This is a genomic window from Streptomyces sp. CA-294286, from assembly GCF_050947155.1.
GTDB lineage: Bacteria > Actinomycetota > Actinomycetes > Streptomycetales > Streptomycetaceae > Streptomyces.
The window spans coordinates 1,106,785-1,120,935 of record NZ_CP192004.1 but is presented as its reverse complement, the minus strand read 5'-3'; the positions used below and the strand labels follow the sequence as shown (position 1 = coordinate 1,120,935).

At 68.7% G+C, this 14,151-nt stretch carries 12 protein-coding genes; 6 read left to right on the top strand and 6 right to left on the bottom strand.

Features of this window, described 5'->3' with window-relative positions; translation table 11 throughout:
* Positions 1-18: 18 nt before the first annotated feature.
* Positions 19-2,331 (bottom strand): molybdopterin-dependent oxidoreductase, encoded by a 2,313-nt coding sequence (locus ACQPZG_RS04925; protein WP_433544515.1) that lies wholly within the window; start codon positions 2,329-2,331, stop codon positions 19-21.
* Between the two features lie 512 nt (positions 2,332-2,843).
* Here ACQPZG_RS04925 and ACQPZG_RS04920 point away from each other — a divergent pair.
* Positions 2,844-3,386 carry a DinB family protein gene (locus ACQPZG_RS04920; RefSeq protein WP_433544514.1) on the top strand — a complete coding sequence of 181 codons (543 nt, stop codon included), beginning with the start codon at positions 2,844-2,846 and terminating at the stop codon, positions 3,384-3,386.
* Positions 3,387-4,157: 771 nt separating this feature from the next.
* A complete protein-coding gene (locus ACQPZG_RS04915; RefSeq protein WP_433544513.1) occupies positions 4,158-4,523 on the top strand; it encodes a hypothetical protein in 366 nt (121 codons plus the stop codon).
* Here ACQPZG_RS04915 and ACQPZG_RS04910 read toward each other — a convergent pair.
* From ACQPZG_RS04910 to ACQPZG_RS04900, 3 genes are all read right to left on the bottom strand, one after another.
* Positions 4,494-4,742: a hypothetical protein gene (locus tag ACQPZG_RS04910; protein WP_433544512.1), complete on the bottom strand. Its 249-nt coding sequence runs from the start codon at positions 4,740-4,742 to the stop codon at positions 4,494-4,496. The genes ACQPZG_RS04915 and ACQPZG_RS04910 overlap by 30 nt on opposite strands.
* Positions 4,743-5,227: 485 nt before the next feature.
* On the bottom strand, positions 5,228-5,689 hold the full coding sequence (locus ACQPZG_RS04905) for an SRPBCC family protein (protein WP_433544511.1): 462 nt from the start codon (positions 5,687-5,689) through the stop codon (positions 5,228-5,230).
* Between the two features lie 529 nt (positions 5,690-6,218).
* A complete protein-coding gene (locus ACQPZG_RS04900) occupies positions 6,219-6,743 on the bottom strand; it encodes a hypothetical protein (protein ID WP_433544510.1) in 525 nt (174 codons plus the stop codon).
* Positions 6,744-7,403: 660 nt separating this feature from the next.
* Here ACQPZG_RS04900 and ACQPZG_RS04895 point away from each other — a divergent pair.
* The 3 genes from ACQPZG_RS04895 to ACQPZG_RS04885 all read left to right on the top strand — a co-directional run bounded on the left by ACQPZG_RS04895 (position 7,404) and on the right by ACQPZG_RS04885 (position 9,811).
* The gene (locus ACQPZG_RS04895; RefSeq protein WP_185030182.1) at positions 7,404-7,718 is read left to right on the top strand and encodes an NIPSNAP family protein; all 315 of its coding nucleotides are present in this window, start codon (positions 7,404-7,406) and stop codon (positions 7,716-7,718) included.
* A gap of 256 nt (positions 7,719-7,974) precedes the next feature.
* On the top strand, positions 7,975-9,102 hold the full coding sequence (locus ACQPZG_RS04890; protein WP_433544509.1) for an NADH:flavin oxidoreductase: 1,128 nt from the start codon (positions 7,975-7,977) through the stop codon (positions 9,100-9,102).
* A 103-nt stretch (positions 9,103-9,205) separates the two neighbouring features.
* Positions 9,206-9,811: a helix-turn-helix domain-containing protein gene (locus tag ACQPZG_RS04885; RefSeq protein ID WP_433544508.1), complete on the top strand. Its 606-nt coding sequence runs from the start codon at positions 9,206-9,208 to the stop codon at positions 9,809-9,811.
* A gap of 200 nt (positions 9,812-10,011) precedes the next feature.
* Here the strand turns inward: ACQPZG_RS04885 and ACQPZG_RS04880 are convergent, their stop codons facing one another.
* Positions 10,012-10,206 (bottom strand): hypothetical protein, encoded by a 195-nt coding sequence (locus tag ACQPZG_RS04880; RefSeq protein WP_433544507.1) that lies wholly within the window; start codon positions 10,204-10,206, stop codon positions 10,012-10,014.
* A gap of 32 nt (positions 10,207-10,238) precedes the next feature.
* On the bottom strand, positions 10,239-10,616 hold the full coding sequence (locus tag ACQPZG_RS04875; protein ID WP_433544506.1) for an FKBP-type peptidyl-prolyl cis-trans isomerase: 378 nt from the start codon (positions 10,614-10,616) through the stop codon (positions 10,239-10,241).
* Positions 10,617-11,943: 1,327 nt separating this feature from the next.
* Between ACQPZG_RS04875 and ACQPZG_RS04870 the strand changes: the two genes are divergently transcribed.
* Complete coding sequence (locus ACQPZG_RS04870) at positions 11,944-13,485, top strand: fused MFS/spermidine synthase (RefSeq protein WP_433544505.1); 1,542 nt, start codon at positions 11,944-11,946, stop codon at positions 13,483-13,485.
* Positions 13,486-14,151: the final 666 nt, after the last annotated feature.

Below are 14,151 nucleotides of genomic sequence, written 5' to 3'. Positions count from 1 at the left end.
CGGCGAGGGCCTTCGTGGTCAGCGTTCGAGCGTGGGCGGTGCAAAGGCGAGCACCTCGGGGAGAGGGTCGCTGTACAGCTCGACGTCGACCAGCGCGCTGAGTGCGCTCGGGCCCTGGGAGAGGCGTGAGCACGGCCGGTCCGCCGTAAGGGAGTTCGGATTGCCATGGCGGTCCAGCGTGCCGCTCAGACCCGGCTGGGCCGGATCCCACCACGCCCCCGTGGACAGTTGTACGACGCCTGGCATGACGTCGTCCGACAGGACTGCGCCCGCCAGACAGCTGCCTCGGTCGTTGTAGACACGTACGACCATGCCGTTTTCTATGCCGCGCGACGCTGCGTCCACTGGATTGAGCATCGCGGGTTCACGGCCACGAATCTTGGATTCGAGGCTGCGGCCACCGTTGTCGTACTGGCTGTGCAGACGCGAGGCGGGCTGATTGGAGATCAGATGCAGCGGGAAGCGGTCCGCCAGAGCAGCGTGGAGCCACTCCACTGGTTCACACCATGTCGGATGTCCGGCGCAGTCCTCGTAGCCGAACGAGTCGATTTCCTCGGAGAAGATCTCGATCCGACCCGATGGCGTCGCCAGGGGGAAACGCTGCGGATCGGAGCGGAGCGCCGCGAAGCTGCCGGGAAACGGCCCGCCCAGCGCCGGTAGCTCAGTGGTGGAGCTTCGCCAGAACTCGTCGAAATTCGGCAGAGCGCTGTTTTCACCGACCTCGGACCGCGTCTGCTCGTAGAGGTGCCGGACCCACTCGGCCTCGGAGCGCGACTGTGTGAACTCCTGCCCGTATCCGAGCCGGGAGGCCAGGGCGGCGAAGATCTGGTGGTCGGTACGTGACTCGCCCTCCGGCTCGCGGACTTTCGGCATCGCGACAAGATGGGGATCGGAGAAGCCGGCAGCGAAGTCGTCGCGCTCCAGGCTGGTGGCGACGGGCAGGACGATGTCCGCGAACTTGGCATGGGTGTTCCACCAGGCTTCGTGCACCACCACGGTGTCAGGTGTCTGCCAGGCACGGGTCAACCGGTGCAGGTCCTGGTGGTGGTGGAACGGGTTGCCTCCGCACCAGTAGACCAGTCGAAGCTCGGGCAACGTGAGGCGTCGGCCGTCGTAGTCGATGGTCCTGCCCGGATGCAGCAGAGTGTCGGCGATCCTTGCGACTGGGATGAAGTCCGGGACGGGGTTGGGGACCTTGGGAACGGTTGCCACGGAGTGACGACCCGGGGCAACGCCGGTCGCGTCCATCGTCGCGTAACCTGCGCCCCAGCCGCCGCCGGGCCGGCCCATCGAGCCCGTCATGGCGGCCAGCACGACAGACATCCAGATCGGCTGTTCGCCGTGGTCTGCTCGTTGCACCGCGTAATTGACCATTATGAGCGAACGTTGGGTCGTCAGCCGGTGGGCAAGGCCGGTGATGGTGTCGCGGCTGACGCCCGTGATCTCCGCTGCCCAGGCTGCGTCCTTGGGAATGCCGTCGGATTCGCCGACCAGGTAGGAGGCGAAGCGGTCGAAACCGACGCAGCACCGGCGCAGGAAGTCCTCGTCGTGCCACCCGTTGACCAGCATCGTGTGGGCGATACCAAGCATCAGAGCGGTGTCGGTGTTGGGGACGACGGGCAGCCACTGGGCGTCGAGGAAGCCGTCGGTGTCGCTGCGAAGGGGGCTCACGTTCACGAACTGCACTCCGGCGTCACGACACTGGCGCTGCAGGTTCTGCGTCTGGTGCCTGGCCAGCCCGCCGGGGTTGATCTGGCTGTTCTTGAGGGCCAGCCCGCCAAAGGCCACCACGAGCTCGCAGTTCTCGGCGATCTCGTCCCACATCGGCATTCGGGACTGGTAGCTCCACGGATGCCCCCCGATCACATGGGGAAGGAGGACCTCCAGAGCCGCGGTGCTGTACGTGTTACGAGAGTCGGTGTATCCCCCGCCCAGCGCCAGGAATCGGTGAAGTTGACCCTGCGCGTTGTGGAATGCGCCCGCACTCGCCCATCCGTAGGATCCGCCGAACACCGCGCTGTGTCCGTGCTGTGCCCGCACCCGACTCAGTTCGTCACTCACCAGCGCGATCGCATCGTCCCAGCTCACTTCCACGAACACGTCCGAGCCTCTGGCCGAGTCTCGAAAGCGCGGCTCGCCGTTCAGCCAGCCCTTGCGCACCGCGGGACGCAACACGCGAGCCCTGTCGTCGGCGGCTGTCACCATGCCGGGGCCGATCGGCGACGGCGCAGGGTCATCGCCTCTTGGCTCGATGCGCACCAGGCGGCCGGAATCGACCACCGCGACGAAACTGCCCCAATGGGTCGCCACCGACAAGCGCCGTTCCGCCATGCGTCAACTCCACCCCGTAAGCCTCGCCCGCGCCCGCACAGCGGCTGCCGACCCCGCAAGGACCCCCATCCAGCCGTCGGCCCGCAGACCCGCAGACCCGCAGACCCGCAGAAAGGAGGCTTCCCTCGTGACCGGCTGTCCAACCCACCCGCATCCGGCCGAGGAGAGGGATCGCTCCCTCTGCCGTGGCCGGTGATCGCGGCAGACCACGACTACGGCTGCGACGCCTCCTTTGACCCACACTCCTCAGGACGCGCACGGTCTGGTCTTGATGCGCCAGAGGTCGTGCGGGCTTTCGCCATCAGCAAGGACACGGCTGCGCTCTTGACGGAATTGAGTACGAGCGCTCACACGCGGGGCGCGCCTCAGCCGGCCGCAGTCGACAACCGCCCCGGGATTTCCTGTACTCCAAAGGAGCCACACCAAGAGGACAATGAGCGAGCCGGCCGCCAGTGCGAGCAGGCCGCCCGAGCGGCGACTGCCCGCTCCAGGCAGCATGCGAGGATCGGACAATGAGCAATCCCCGCTGTGAGCTACTGCGTTGGCAGTTCGACATGACCTGGTCGCTGTTCACGTACCACCTGGAGCGGCTCGCCCCCGACGACTTCCTGTGGGAGCCCACAGGCCTGTCCTGGACAGTGCGCCCCGACACCGCAGGGAACTGGCTGCCGGACTGGGCCGACACCGAGCCCGACCCCGTTCCCGTCCCCACCATCGGCTGGGTGAGCTGGCACATCGGCTGGTGGTGGAGCACTGCTCTCGCTCACACACAGGGGCGTATCCCGCGTGAGCGTACCGACGTCACCTGGCCGGGCAACGGAACGGCAGCCGTCGTCTGGCTGCAGGATCTGCATACCCAGTGGCTGACGGTCCTCGACGAACTCACCGACGCCGATCTGGACTCCACCTCCACGCTGCCGTGGCAGACCCCGCCGGACAACACCGTTGGGCACATGATTGCCTGGCTGAACGCCGAGCTGATGAAGAACGTCGCCGAGATCGGGCAGCTGCGGCTGATCCGGGCAGCTGCGACGTCGCGACCCGGGAAGCGATAGGGCCCAGGAGACGGGCCGTCGTCCCGCACGGTCGCCGCGAGGCCGGGGCCCCACTGCTCCGCGGGTCGCAAGAAGAACACTGCCACTCCCACCCGCAGACCACGGGGCGGGGTGCGGGACTCACGTGGTACGGGACCCACGCGAAGGATCCTTCCGCAGGAGCCTGGCACTCAGTGCCGGGACAGCCTGCCCGTGGGTCGACGCAACGGCAGGAGGCCGGACGTGGAAGCCGGGACAGCCGAGGTGCCGGAAGAGTTCGAGCGCTCGCGCTCACGCCTGTTCGAACTGGCCTACCGGATGCTCGGTTCGGCCGAAGAGGCCGAGGACGTCGTCCAGGACACCCTTCCTGCGTGTGCACCGCACGGAGGCCGGAGCCATCGCCTCGGCACTGGCCTGGCTCGCCAAGGTCGCCACCACGTGTGCCTGAACCGTCTCACCTCGGCGCGGGTCCTGCGACGGAGCCACTCGGCCGTTGCTGCCGGAACCGGTACCGACAGCAGGCGGAGCCCTCGGCCCACTGGGCACCGCCGAGCGGCGCGACTGCGTGTCGATGGCCTTCCTGGTGCTGCGGGAACAGCTCAATCCGGTGGAGCGCGCGGTGTTCATCCTGCGTATCGCCTTTGCGTACAGCCACCAGGAGATCGTCGAAACCCTGGATCTTCGGAGGCGAACAGCCGTCAACCGTACGGGCGCGCACTTCGGCGGCTCGACGCTGCCGCTAGCCGCCGCGGCCCCAGCCGCCCTTCCGACCCGACCCCGCACCGCGAACAGTTGGCACGCTTCCTCACCGCCACACAGGACGGTGGTCTGCACGCACTGGAGGACATGCTGGCCGCCGATGCAGCGGTGTGGGTGGACGGGGGAGGTCGGCCCGGCGTCGCCAGACGCCCCATCAGCCGGGCCAGAAGGGCGGCTCGCTACCTGGTACGTGCCCTGCAGTCGGCCGGCTTCCTGCTCCGGCTCGTACCGACGGACAGCGCGCCCGCAGCCCTCGCCCGGGCAGGGACCGACCTGGTCGGCGTCCTGGTGGTGGAGACGAGGAACGGCCGGATCAATTGCCTGCGCATTGTCGCCGACCCCGCCAAGAAGGCGTTCGCGTCCCGGCTGTCACATCCGGGCGTGCCGTCCGGTTCTTGACGGGTGCACCGACAGCCGCGCGGAACCGGACGTCCCGACCCCGCGCCCTCCACGAAGGTCTCCCCTCATGACGAACCCGATCTTGGTGACGGGCGGCACCGGCAGCTGGGTGGCGCGCTGCACGGTCCACGGCAGACCGGAATCCGCCAGGATCCGCTCGGACTCCCGTTTCGCACGGTAGTAGGGCAGGCCGATCCGGTCGACGCCGACGATGGACACGTACAGGAGGTACGGGGGACGGCCGTCGGCCTGCGCTACTGCCGCTGCCGTGAGGTAGTGGGTGGCTCGTGCGCGTCGGCGCGGGTGTTGCTGGTGGCGCAGTGGATGACGGTGCCGGCTCCGGCCAGGGCCTCGTTCAGGCCGTGGCCGGCGAGCAGGTCACCGGACCGCCCGGGTACAGCCGATGCCAGGAGCTGCGGTGGGCTGTTGGTGAGTCGGAGGGGCGTGGGCTGCGGCTCAGTACGCGCACGGGATGTCCGGCGGCTCCCCGATCGGCGCGGTCCGTCTTCGTCAACACCGGTCAAGGGGCTCGTGTCGATCGTCCCACGGCACCTGATCGGTCTCCGGCGGCGCATGGGGCGCACGACGGCGGGCCGGTCTCCCCGGGAAGGGGTAGCCCGGCCCGCAGACGGGTGGGAGCGGCTCCTAGTGCCGCAAGCGCCTCACGGCAGGGCAGAAACCGCCTGGTCCGGCGTCAGTGAGGGTCACTGCTCCACGTAGGCGGCGAGGTTCGTCAGGGAAGAGGCGAGCCCCGCGGCATGGTCCTCCGTGGAGATGCCGTCCGGGACGTCCTCAGCAACGATGTCGACGCGCGTCCCCTCTCCGACAGCGGTGACTTCCCAAGTCATGGTCATCGTGCCGGCGTAGGCAGGATCATCGGAGACGAAGTCCACCGCCTGCACGACCCGCACACCGGGGACGATGTCGACGAAGCGAGCCTCGACAAGGTCGGAATCCACGGTCGCCTTGCCAGGCGCGCCCGACGCGTCGGAATAGGTCAGCACCAACCGGTACGACCCGCCCGGCCGACCATCGAAACGCTCGAACCTGCCAGTCATCCCGGCAGGAGGGAGCCATTCCGTGAGCGCCTCGCGATCGACGAGTGCGACCCAAACGCGATCAGGTGGCGCAGCGACCACCCGCGACGCCCTGTCCGTACGTGGCATGGCGCGACCGTAACATCACGCGTGCCCCTGCATAAGCCAGAGCTTCGCCGCGCACGACGCTGTGTGACCACGCACCCGCCGCCATCGAGCAATCGGATCAGGCTGAGCCTTCGCACAGTTCGGTATGCAGGCAGCCCCGCACCGGGTGTCGGCGGAAGCCCGCGGCCAGCGGTGCGTAGAGGTGGGCTGTCCGGCCGGGGCCTGGCCGCTCCTCGACTGTGACGGTGAGCAGCGCTGCGCACCGCCTCACGGGGTCGGTCGCGAGGGAAGTCGGGCCAAGTAAGCCGCTACGTCGGGCTGTCCCGGTCGGGCATCCGCAAGCCCTGGAGGCGAGCGTCTGGACCGGACAACCCAGGGTAGAAATCGCTCGGCGTCGAAGCGAGAGCGTCTCCTGCTGGTTGCAGCAGGAGACGAGAGCGCGAGTCCACCGTGACCACCGCCGTGACCCTGGTGGCTCGCCGCTGGTTGGACGGCACGAAAATGTTTGGTGTCCCGCTCGCCAGAGCGGGACACCAACGGTGTGTGAGCGTCAGACAGTGGGCGAGGCGGAGAAGCTGTAGCTGATCCGTCCCTTGCCGTCGTTCTTCCAGTCGATCTGCACCACGCTGTCGCCGAGGTAGCGGCTGCCGGCGGCAGCCTTGTGCTTCACGGTCGGGCTCGTGTAGCTCGTGTTGCCGTAGGCGTCGAGGTTGTTCAACTTGCTGCCCAGGCCGGTCCCGTACGCGGACTTGGACACGGGGTCGGGCCCGGACACGCTGCGCTTGACCTGGATCAGTGCGCGCGCGTCGTGGACGGAGGACTGTCCGGCGAAGCCCCAGGGGCCATCGACGGACACGTACGCCTTGGCGTAGATGTAGCCGCCTTCGCGCTTGGCGCAGGTCTTGACGGAGAAATTGAAGTTGTCATTGATCGTGTAGCCGGGGTGGTCGATGGACTTGGTCGACGTGGTGCAGCGGTAGCTGGCCGCGGACGCGGTGCTGGCGCCGAGGACCGTGGCTCCCGTGATCAGCGCCGCCGTCGTGGCGGTAGCGGTCAGGGTGCGCGCGATTCTCATCAGCTCTCCTTGTTGTCGTGTTCGGCAGGCAGGGTCATCACGCTCAGTGCGGTGCGTGGGGAGCTCTCGGGCCCGAGGCGCATAGGCCCCCGGGGCGCTCATGACTCAGCACGTGCGCGAGGCAGCTGCGCGAGCACGGTGTCCACCCCGTGCCTGCACATGGCTATGCGGAACGCTCGACCATGCGGATCGCCCCCCAGATGCAATGATCGTTTGGCCACCCTACGCAAGACTCCTTTGCAGTCGGCAACTGGGTTGGGCAGGCCGCGTATCGACGCCATGCGTGGAGTGGTGCCCGGCTACGCAGCCGCGGCGGTGACGCCACGGCGTTCGCGATCCCGCAGTACCCACTCCCGCAGGGCCGCCCGCTCCCGCAGGGCCGCCCGGTTGACGTCCAGGCAGCGGCGTCAGCGGCGATGCTCTTGCAGGTCGACCCGGGTGTGGGCTCGTACACGGTCACGGCATCGGCCTTGAACTCGTCCGAGTAGTCCCTCATCGCCATCGGCGGCCTACTCGCTTCCCTCCGGATCAAGCCGATCCAGTATCAGCGTGTCCACCACTCGGGGGAGGCCCCACACAGTTGCCCCGAGAAGGCGGCACGCGGCACAGGGTCCACCCGGCTCGCCCGTGGTCTGCCATGTGTCGAAGTAACCTGCGCGGATGATTACTTGTGTGGTCGAGTACGTGATTGATCCGGCGCAGATCGCGTCGTTCGAGCGGTTCGGGCGTCGCTGGATGGAACTGGTCAACCAGCACGGCGGGACACACCACGGATACTTCCTGCCGGGAGAGGGCGCCAGCGACAAGGCGCTTGCGCTCTTCAGTTTTCCCAGCCTCGCCGCCTACGAGGACTACCGCACTCTCTTCGGCACGGACCCGGATTTCGTGGAGGCAGACCGCATCCGGGACGAAAGCGGCTGCGTGCTCCGGTACGACCGCAGTTTCATGCGCCCGATGCTTCCCGAATCCCCCTGACCTCCGTTGCCTGCGCCCGCCGCACCAAGAGCGGCCGGCGCCTCGCCGGAGCAATGCGAACCGTGGGCGGCCTTGCGGGGGTGGCCGTCGAGGGGAACGTCCTTGAAGACCGTGACCGACGTCGCGGCGTCCACCGTGGCTCGGATCACAGAGGTGCGGGGCCTCGACCGTGGAATGCCACGGCGGTCGGCACGGTTGAAGCACGCGAATCCCATCTCGTATGCGTGCCTTTCGGTACTTGAGGAGGAACACTTCCGTGACTGACTCCGCGTCGCCCGCGACCCGCGCAGCCGAAGTTCTGTCCCGGCCCGTCGCGCTGAACGGCCTGACCGTTCCGAACCGGATCGCGATGGCCCCCATGACCCGCCAGTTCTCGCCCGGCGGCGTCCCCGGCGAGGACGTCCGGTCGTACTACGCGCGCCGGGCCGCCGCAGGCGTGGGTCTGATCATCACCGAGGGCACCTACGTCGGCCACGAGTCGGCGGGCGACAGCGACAGGGTGCCGCGGTTCCACGGCGAGGAGCAGCTGGCCGGCTGGGAGCGGGTCGCCGCGGAGGTGCACGCGGTCGGCGGCACGATCGTGCCGCAACTGTGGCACATCGGGATGGTCCGCACGGCGGGCAGCCCACCCTTCGCGGACGCCCCTGCGGTCGGCCCCTCCGGCATCGCGGCCGACGGCACCGAAGGCGCGGGCAGGGCGATGACGCAGGGCGACCTGGACGACGTCGTCGGTGCGTACGCGCAGGCGGCCAAGGATGCTGAGCGCATCGGCTTCGACGGCATCGAGGTGCACGGCGCCCACGGCTACCTGCTCGACCAGTTCCTGTGGGAGGGCACGAACCGCCGCACCGACGGTTACGGCGGTGACCTCGTCGCCCGGACGAAGTTCGCCGCCGAGATCGTCGCCGCGATCCGGGGGAACGTATCGGCCGACTTCCCCGTGATCTTCCGCTACTCGCAGTGGAAGCAGCAGGCGTACGACGCCCGCCTCGCCGAGAATCCGCAGGAGCTGGCGGCCATCCTCGAACCGCTGACCGCGGCCGGCGTCGACGCCTTTCACGCCTCCACCCGGCGCTACTGGACCGCCGAGTTCGACGGTTCGGACCTGAACCTGGCGGGCTGGACGAAGAAGCTGACCGGGAAGCCGACCCTCACGGTCGGGTCCGTCGGTCTCGACGGCGACTTCATCCGCGCCTTCGCGGGCGAGGGATCGCGGACCAAGGGCATCGACGACCTGCTGGAGCGCATGGAGCGCGAGGAGTTCGACATGGTCGCCGTCGGAAGGGCCTTGCTCCAGGATCCGCTCTGGGCCGAGAAGGTCCTCGCGGGCCGCTTCGACGAGCTCGCTCCGTACGACGCGGCGGCGCTGAAGACCCTCAGCTAGTGAACTGGTTGTGAGGTCGTGGGTCGCCACGTGAGGCGTCCGCTGTCTCGGATTGCGGTGCTCGCCTGCGGCAGGTCACGCGTGCACGCTGTGCTGTGGGTATGTGCGATACCCGCCTGGAACCTGTCGTGTTGTCGGAAGCCGAGCGGCTGACGCTGGAGAGCTGGGCCGAGCGCCGCTCGACCGCACAGGGGCCGGCCGTTCGCGCACGTACCATGTCGGCGTGCGCGAACGGCTGGAACAACACCGTCATCGCCGCGCGACTCGGTGTCGGCGTGACACCGTGCGCCGCTGGCGCACACGGTTCCTGGCCCAGCGCCTCGACGGACTCGCGGACGAGCCCAGGATTGGGGTCCCGCGGACCCTCACCGACGCCCAGGTGGAAGAGGTCGTGGTCCGCACCCTGGAGCGGTCTCCTCCGGGCGGGACGCACTGGTCCAAGCGGGAACTGGTGTCCTCGACGAGATCGACCGTCAGACCGATAAGGCCCTGGCGGCCCACGTCATCTGCGACAACCTCTCCGCCCACAAAGCGCCCTGGTGCACACGTGACTGCTCGCGCACCCGCGCTTCCACCCCCACTTCAACCCTGTCTACTCCTCCTGGATCAACCAGGTCGAGCTGTGGTTCGCCGAGCTGGAACGACGCGGCCTCGAACGCGGGATGTTCTGCTCACTCGACTCACTCGACGACCTCAAGACCGCACTTGAAGAGTGGATCAAGATCTGGAACGACGATGCCCGGCCCTTCAAGTGGACCAAGACCGCCGGCCAGATCCTCGACCGCATCTGCCGCTACTGCGACAGAATCCCCGCACCAGGTCACCAGGTCACCAGGTCGCCGGGTCACCAGGTCACCGGGTCACCAGGGCGCATTCTCCTGCCGGCGAAAGACGAGCCGGCGAGCGCCGTCATGCGTAACGGCGCTCGTCGGGGCAACGAACCGCCGTCCGGTCGCGGAAACCTGCGAGGAGATGCTGTCCGACCGGAAGGTCGGCGGCGTCGACGCCGAGGCCGCGCAGCTGCTCGGCGGGGGCCACACCGTACAGCGGCGACAGACCCGCCACACCATCCACACCCCCCGCATCCAGCCGTTGACCGATCACGAACCTCATTCCGGCTGGAGCAACACGCCTCCTCACACCACGGAGAGCAGGTCCACCACGAAGACAAGCGTGGAACCCGGCGGGATGAGCGGCGAAGGGGACTGGTTGCCGTAGCCGAGACGCGGAGGAACGATGATCTCGCGTCGACCGCCGACCTTCATTCCCCTGAGCCCCCGGTCCCAGCCCTTGATGACCCTGCCACCGCCCACAGCGAACTTGAACGGCTCGTCCCGGTCCCAGGAGGCGTCGAACTCCCTTCCGGACTCGAAGGTGACCCCGACGTAGTGGACCCGTACAACCCGGCCCGGCTTCGCCTCGGGTCCATCCCCGACGACAAGGTCCCGGACGGTCAGCTCCTGGGGAGCATCACCCTCCGGAAGCTCGATCTCGGGCTTGCTCGGTTCAGTCATCGCAGCCTCATCGCTCTTCGCTCCCTGCCGGAGTCCCTCGTACGGAACAGCCGGGCGCATGGTCGCTCCATGCGGGAGATGATCACGCTACCGGGACGCTGTTCTTCGCGCCGCAGGACCGGCTCAAGGACTGCCACCGGGCAACGAAGTGTCCAGTGCGGAGGAGAGACGGCCTGCGCCGCGCCCCATCACCGGAACGGGCCGCCCCGCGGCCCATGCCTCAGTGCGCCACGGGAGAGGTCGCTGAAATCTTCCGCGAGATCCGCGTTCTGGCACAGACCTGGGGAACGGTCGCCGAGGGTGGCCGTGTCGTTCGATTGCAAGGTGGTCGCGAGCGCGGCTGTCCGGCCCGAACGCTCACCCCATAGCCTCCGCGTAGGAAAGCTGATCGGTTCCAGTGCCGCTGCGTCATCTGCGTCATCTGCCATGACTACGGTGACCGAGACGAAGCGGACCGCATGGATCTGACGATCATCGAGAATGTGCGGTCACTGACCGGCCGTCGGCTCCAACTGACCGGCCTCTGACCGACGACCGGTCGACGCTGACCGTTGGTCGGCCCGTCCGGACTGACCGGTGGATACCCGGTGGCTGGCCGGTTGCCAATCAGGGTGCTGTCCGGTCACCGACCTGTGCCGCCGTTCCTGCTGGCCGATCACTGCCCCAGGCACGGACGGTCACTAGCCTGAGGTAATCAACCGTCGTTCTCGCTAGCCGCCTGACCGGGCCGCTGGCCGCTGGCCGCTCCGTGACAGCGCCCGTTTTTGCGTGGGCCGTGCGGTCGCTGACCGCCGCCGAAGAACGGGACGACAGCGAGGCGCGCAAGACGGCGTTTCTGCTGCACCTCGCCGAGGCAGACCTGGACGGGTTCCCTCTGCGGAGCTACACGGGCGCCGCGCGCCTGCAGTTCCGCCGGTACGAATCCCGAGGGAGATGGTGACGAGTTCCGCGATCCTCATGAGGCTGTTCCCGGGGTTGGACAGTTCCGAGGATCGACCCGGGGCCACCGCAAGCGGCCTGGGCTTCTCAACAACTCCCGCGAGCAGCAAGGCCCTTCAACAGACCTCACGGCCTTCTGATGAGGGCCGGGCTGTCCTCCACGGGATCACGGGTGGTGCCGAACGAGCGTTTCGGGCGTCACGAGCGGTGGCTAAGGTCAGCATGCGGGACGGACCCCGGTGACCGCGCTCCTTGCGGTGTGCCCGCGTGAACGTGCCCGCGGGAACGCGGCGGGGGTCGCGGACCGAGAGTGGGCACGGTGGCCGCCGTCCCCACGCTCGACTCACCGACCGGCCGACCTCGACGCTGCACGTCGACGGAAAGAGGGATGTCACCCGTGACCAGAACGTCCTCCTCACCTCTCGCCGAGGGCTCGCCTCGCACCTACGGCCTGGGGCCCCGCGTGGTTGCGGTGCTGGTGTTCGGCTCCTCGGCCGCGGTCCTCGTCGTCGAGATCGTCGCCCTCCGCCTGCTGGCCCCGTATCTCGGCCTCACCCTTGAGACCAGCACGATGGTGATCGGCATCGCACTCACCGCGATCGCCCTCGGCTCCTGGCTGGGTGGGATCATCGCCGACCGGGTCGAGCCACGTCGGCTCATCGGGCCCGCACTCGGGGTGTCGGGCGCGGCCGTGGCGCTCACCCCCGCCGCACTGCGAGCCACCGCGGAGTGGGCACCGGCGATGCTCTTCCTGATCGCGTCGCTGACCATCCTGGTGCCCGGCGCACTGCTCGCCTCGGTGACGCCGATCGTGACGAAGCTGCGCCTCACCAGCCTCGCCGAGACCGGCACAGTGGTCGGACGCCTGTCCGGCGTCGGGACCGTCGGCGCCATCGTCGGCACCGTCCTCACCGGCTTCGTGTTCGTGTCCCGGTGGCCCGTCAGCGGGATTCTCATCGGCCTCGGAACCCTGCTGCTGGCCGGCTCGGCGCTGATCGAGTGGCGCACGCGAGGATGGAGCGGCACCCCCGCCCTGGCCATGGTGGTCGTCGTCGGCGGGCTTGCCACGACGGTGGTGCCGGGCAGTTGCGACACGGAGACCAGGTACCACTGCGTCCAGGTCGTCGCGGACCCCGTCCGGGACGGCGGCCGCACGCTCGTTCTGGACGGTGTGCGGCACTCCTACGTCGACATCAACGATCCGACCTTCCTGAAGTTCGCTTACGTGCGCGCCATGGCGTCGGTGGTCGACAGCTCCTTCCCCGCGGGCACCCCCCTCGCCGCCCACCACCTGGGCGGCGGCGGGCTCACCCTCCCCCGCTACCTGGCGGCCACGAGGTCCGGCACGCGCAGCACGGTGTCCGAGATCGACAGCGGAGTCGTGCGCCTGGACCGCAACCGACTCGGGCTGCGGTCGGTACCTGGTACGGAGGTACGCGTCGAGGACGGCAGGCTCGGCCTGCGGCGCTTGGGCGCCGGCAGCCGTGACCTCATCGTCGGCGACGCCTTCGGGGGCGTCAGCGTGCCGTGGCATCTCACCACCGCGGAAGCGATGGCTGACGTACGACGCGTCCTCAACGAGGACGGGCTGTACATCGCCAACCTCATCGACCACGGTGACCTGGCCTTCGCGCGTGCCGAAGTGGCCACCCTGCGCGGGACATTCCAGCACGTCTCCCTCATCGGTCGACCCGCCGACATCGGCGTCGACCCGAACGTCACCCCTGTAGGGGGCAACATGGTGGTGCTTGCCTCCAACCGGCCAGTCGATCTACGGAAGACGCAGGAAGCGCTGGACGCCCGGCAGATCGGATGGAGGATCGCTACCGGCGAGACGCTCACCTCCTGGATCGACAGCGCCCCAGTGCTCACCGACGACTACGCGCCCGTCGACCAGCTCCTCCAACCCAGCCCGCAGTACAACCGGTAACAGGACACACCTGAGCCCCGTCCCGCCGGGCTGCCCCGCGCTCGAACGCCGCGACCGAGCACCGCGGTGAGGCAACTGCCACTGGTCGCGCCTGTTCCACGTGCTTGCGCCCGGCTCGGCCCCGGCCGCCGCCGAACGGATGCAGGACGGCAGCGGGCCCTCCCTGCCCGAGGGAGGCGCCCCCAGGGTCCCCGACGGCATGGTCCAGCCCAGCAGGACCGTCCAGCAGTGCGGTGTCTACCTCGTCGACAAGGGCGACAAGCCCGTCACCGTCAAAAGGGAAACAAGGCCCGCTCCCGCTCCGGAAAGGTTGTTTGTTGACGCTTGGTCAAGGCTTCGCCCTCTCCTTCCGGCGCCGCTGACCCCGGGCCCGCGCGGCTGAGGGCGCCCGGGCCGGCATGTCCCGCTCGGCCTCCCGGACCCTTCTTCCGTGCCGTCCCGACACCGCACGATGCCTGTCCGACATCCACGCCAAGAAGCGGCTCCCGCCGAACGCCATGGGGTCCTTCCGTGGAACCGAAGGGCATCGCGAAGGCGATCCCAGGCCCCGGACGGACGCCATCAGGTCAGCGCCACCGGTCTCACTGCCCGAAACGGGCCAGGCAGGACCCCCGGATGACGCAGCCCCATCCGGGCCACCACTGAGGTACCTCGGTGAGCTGCTCG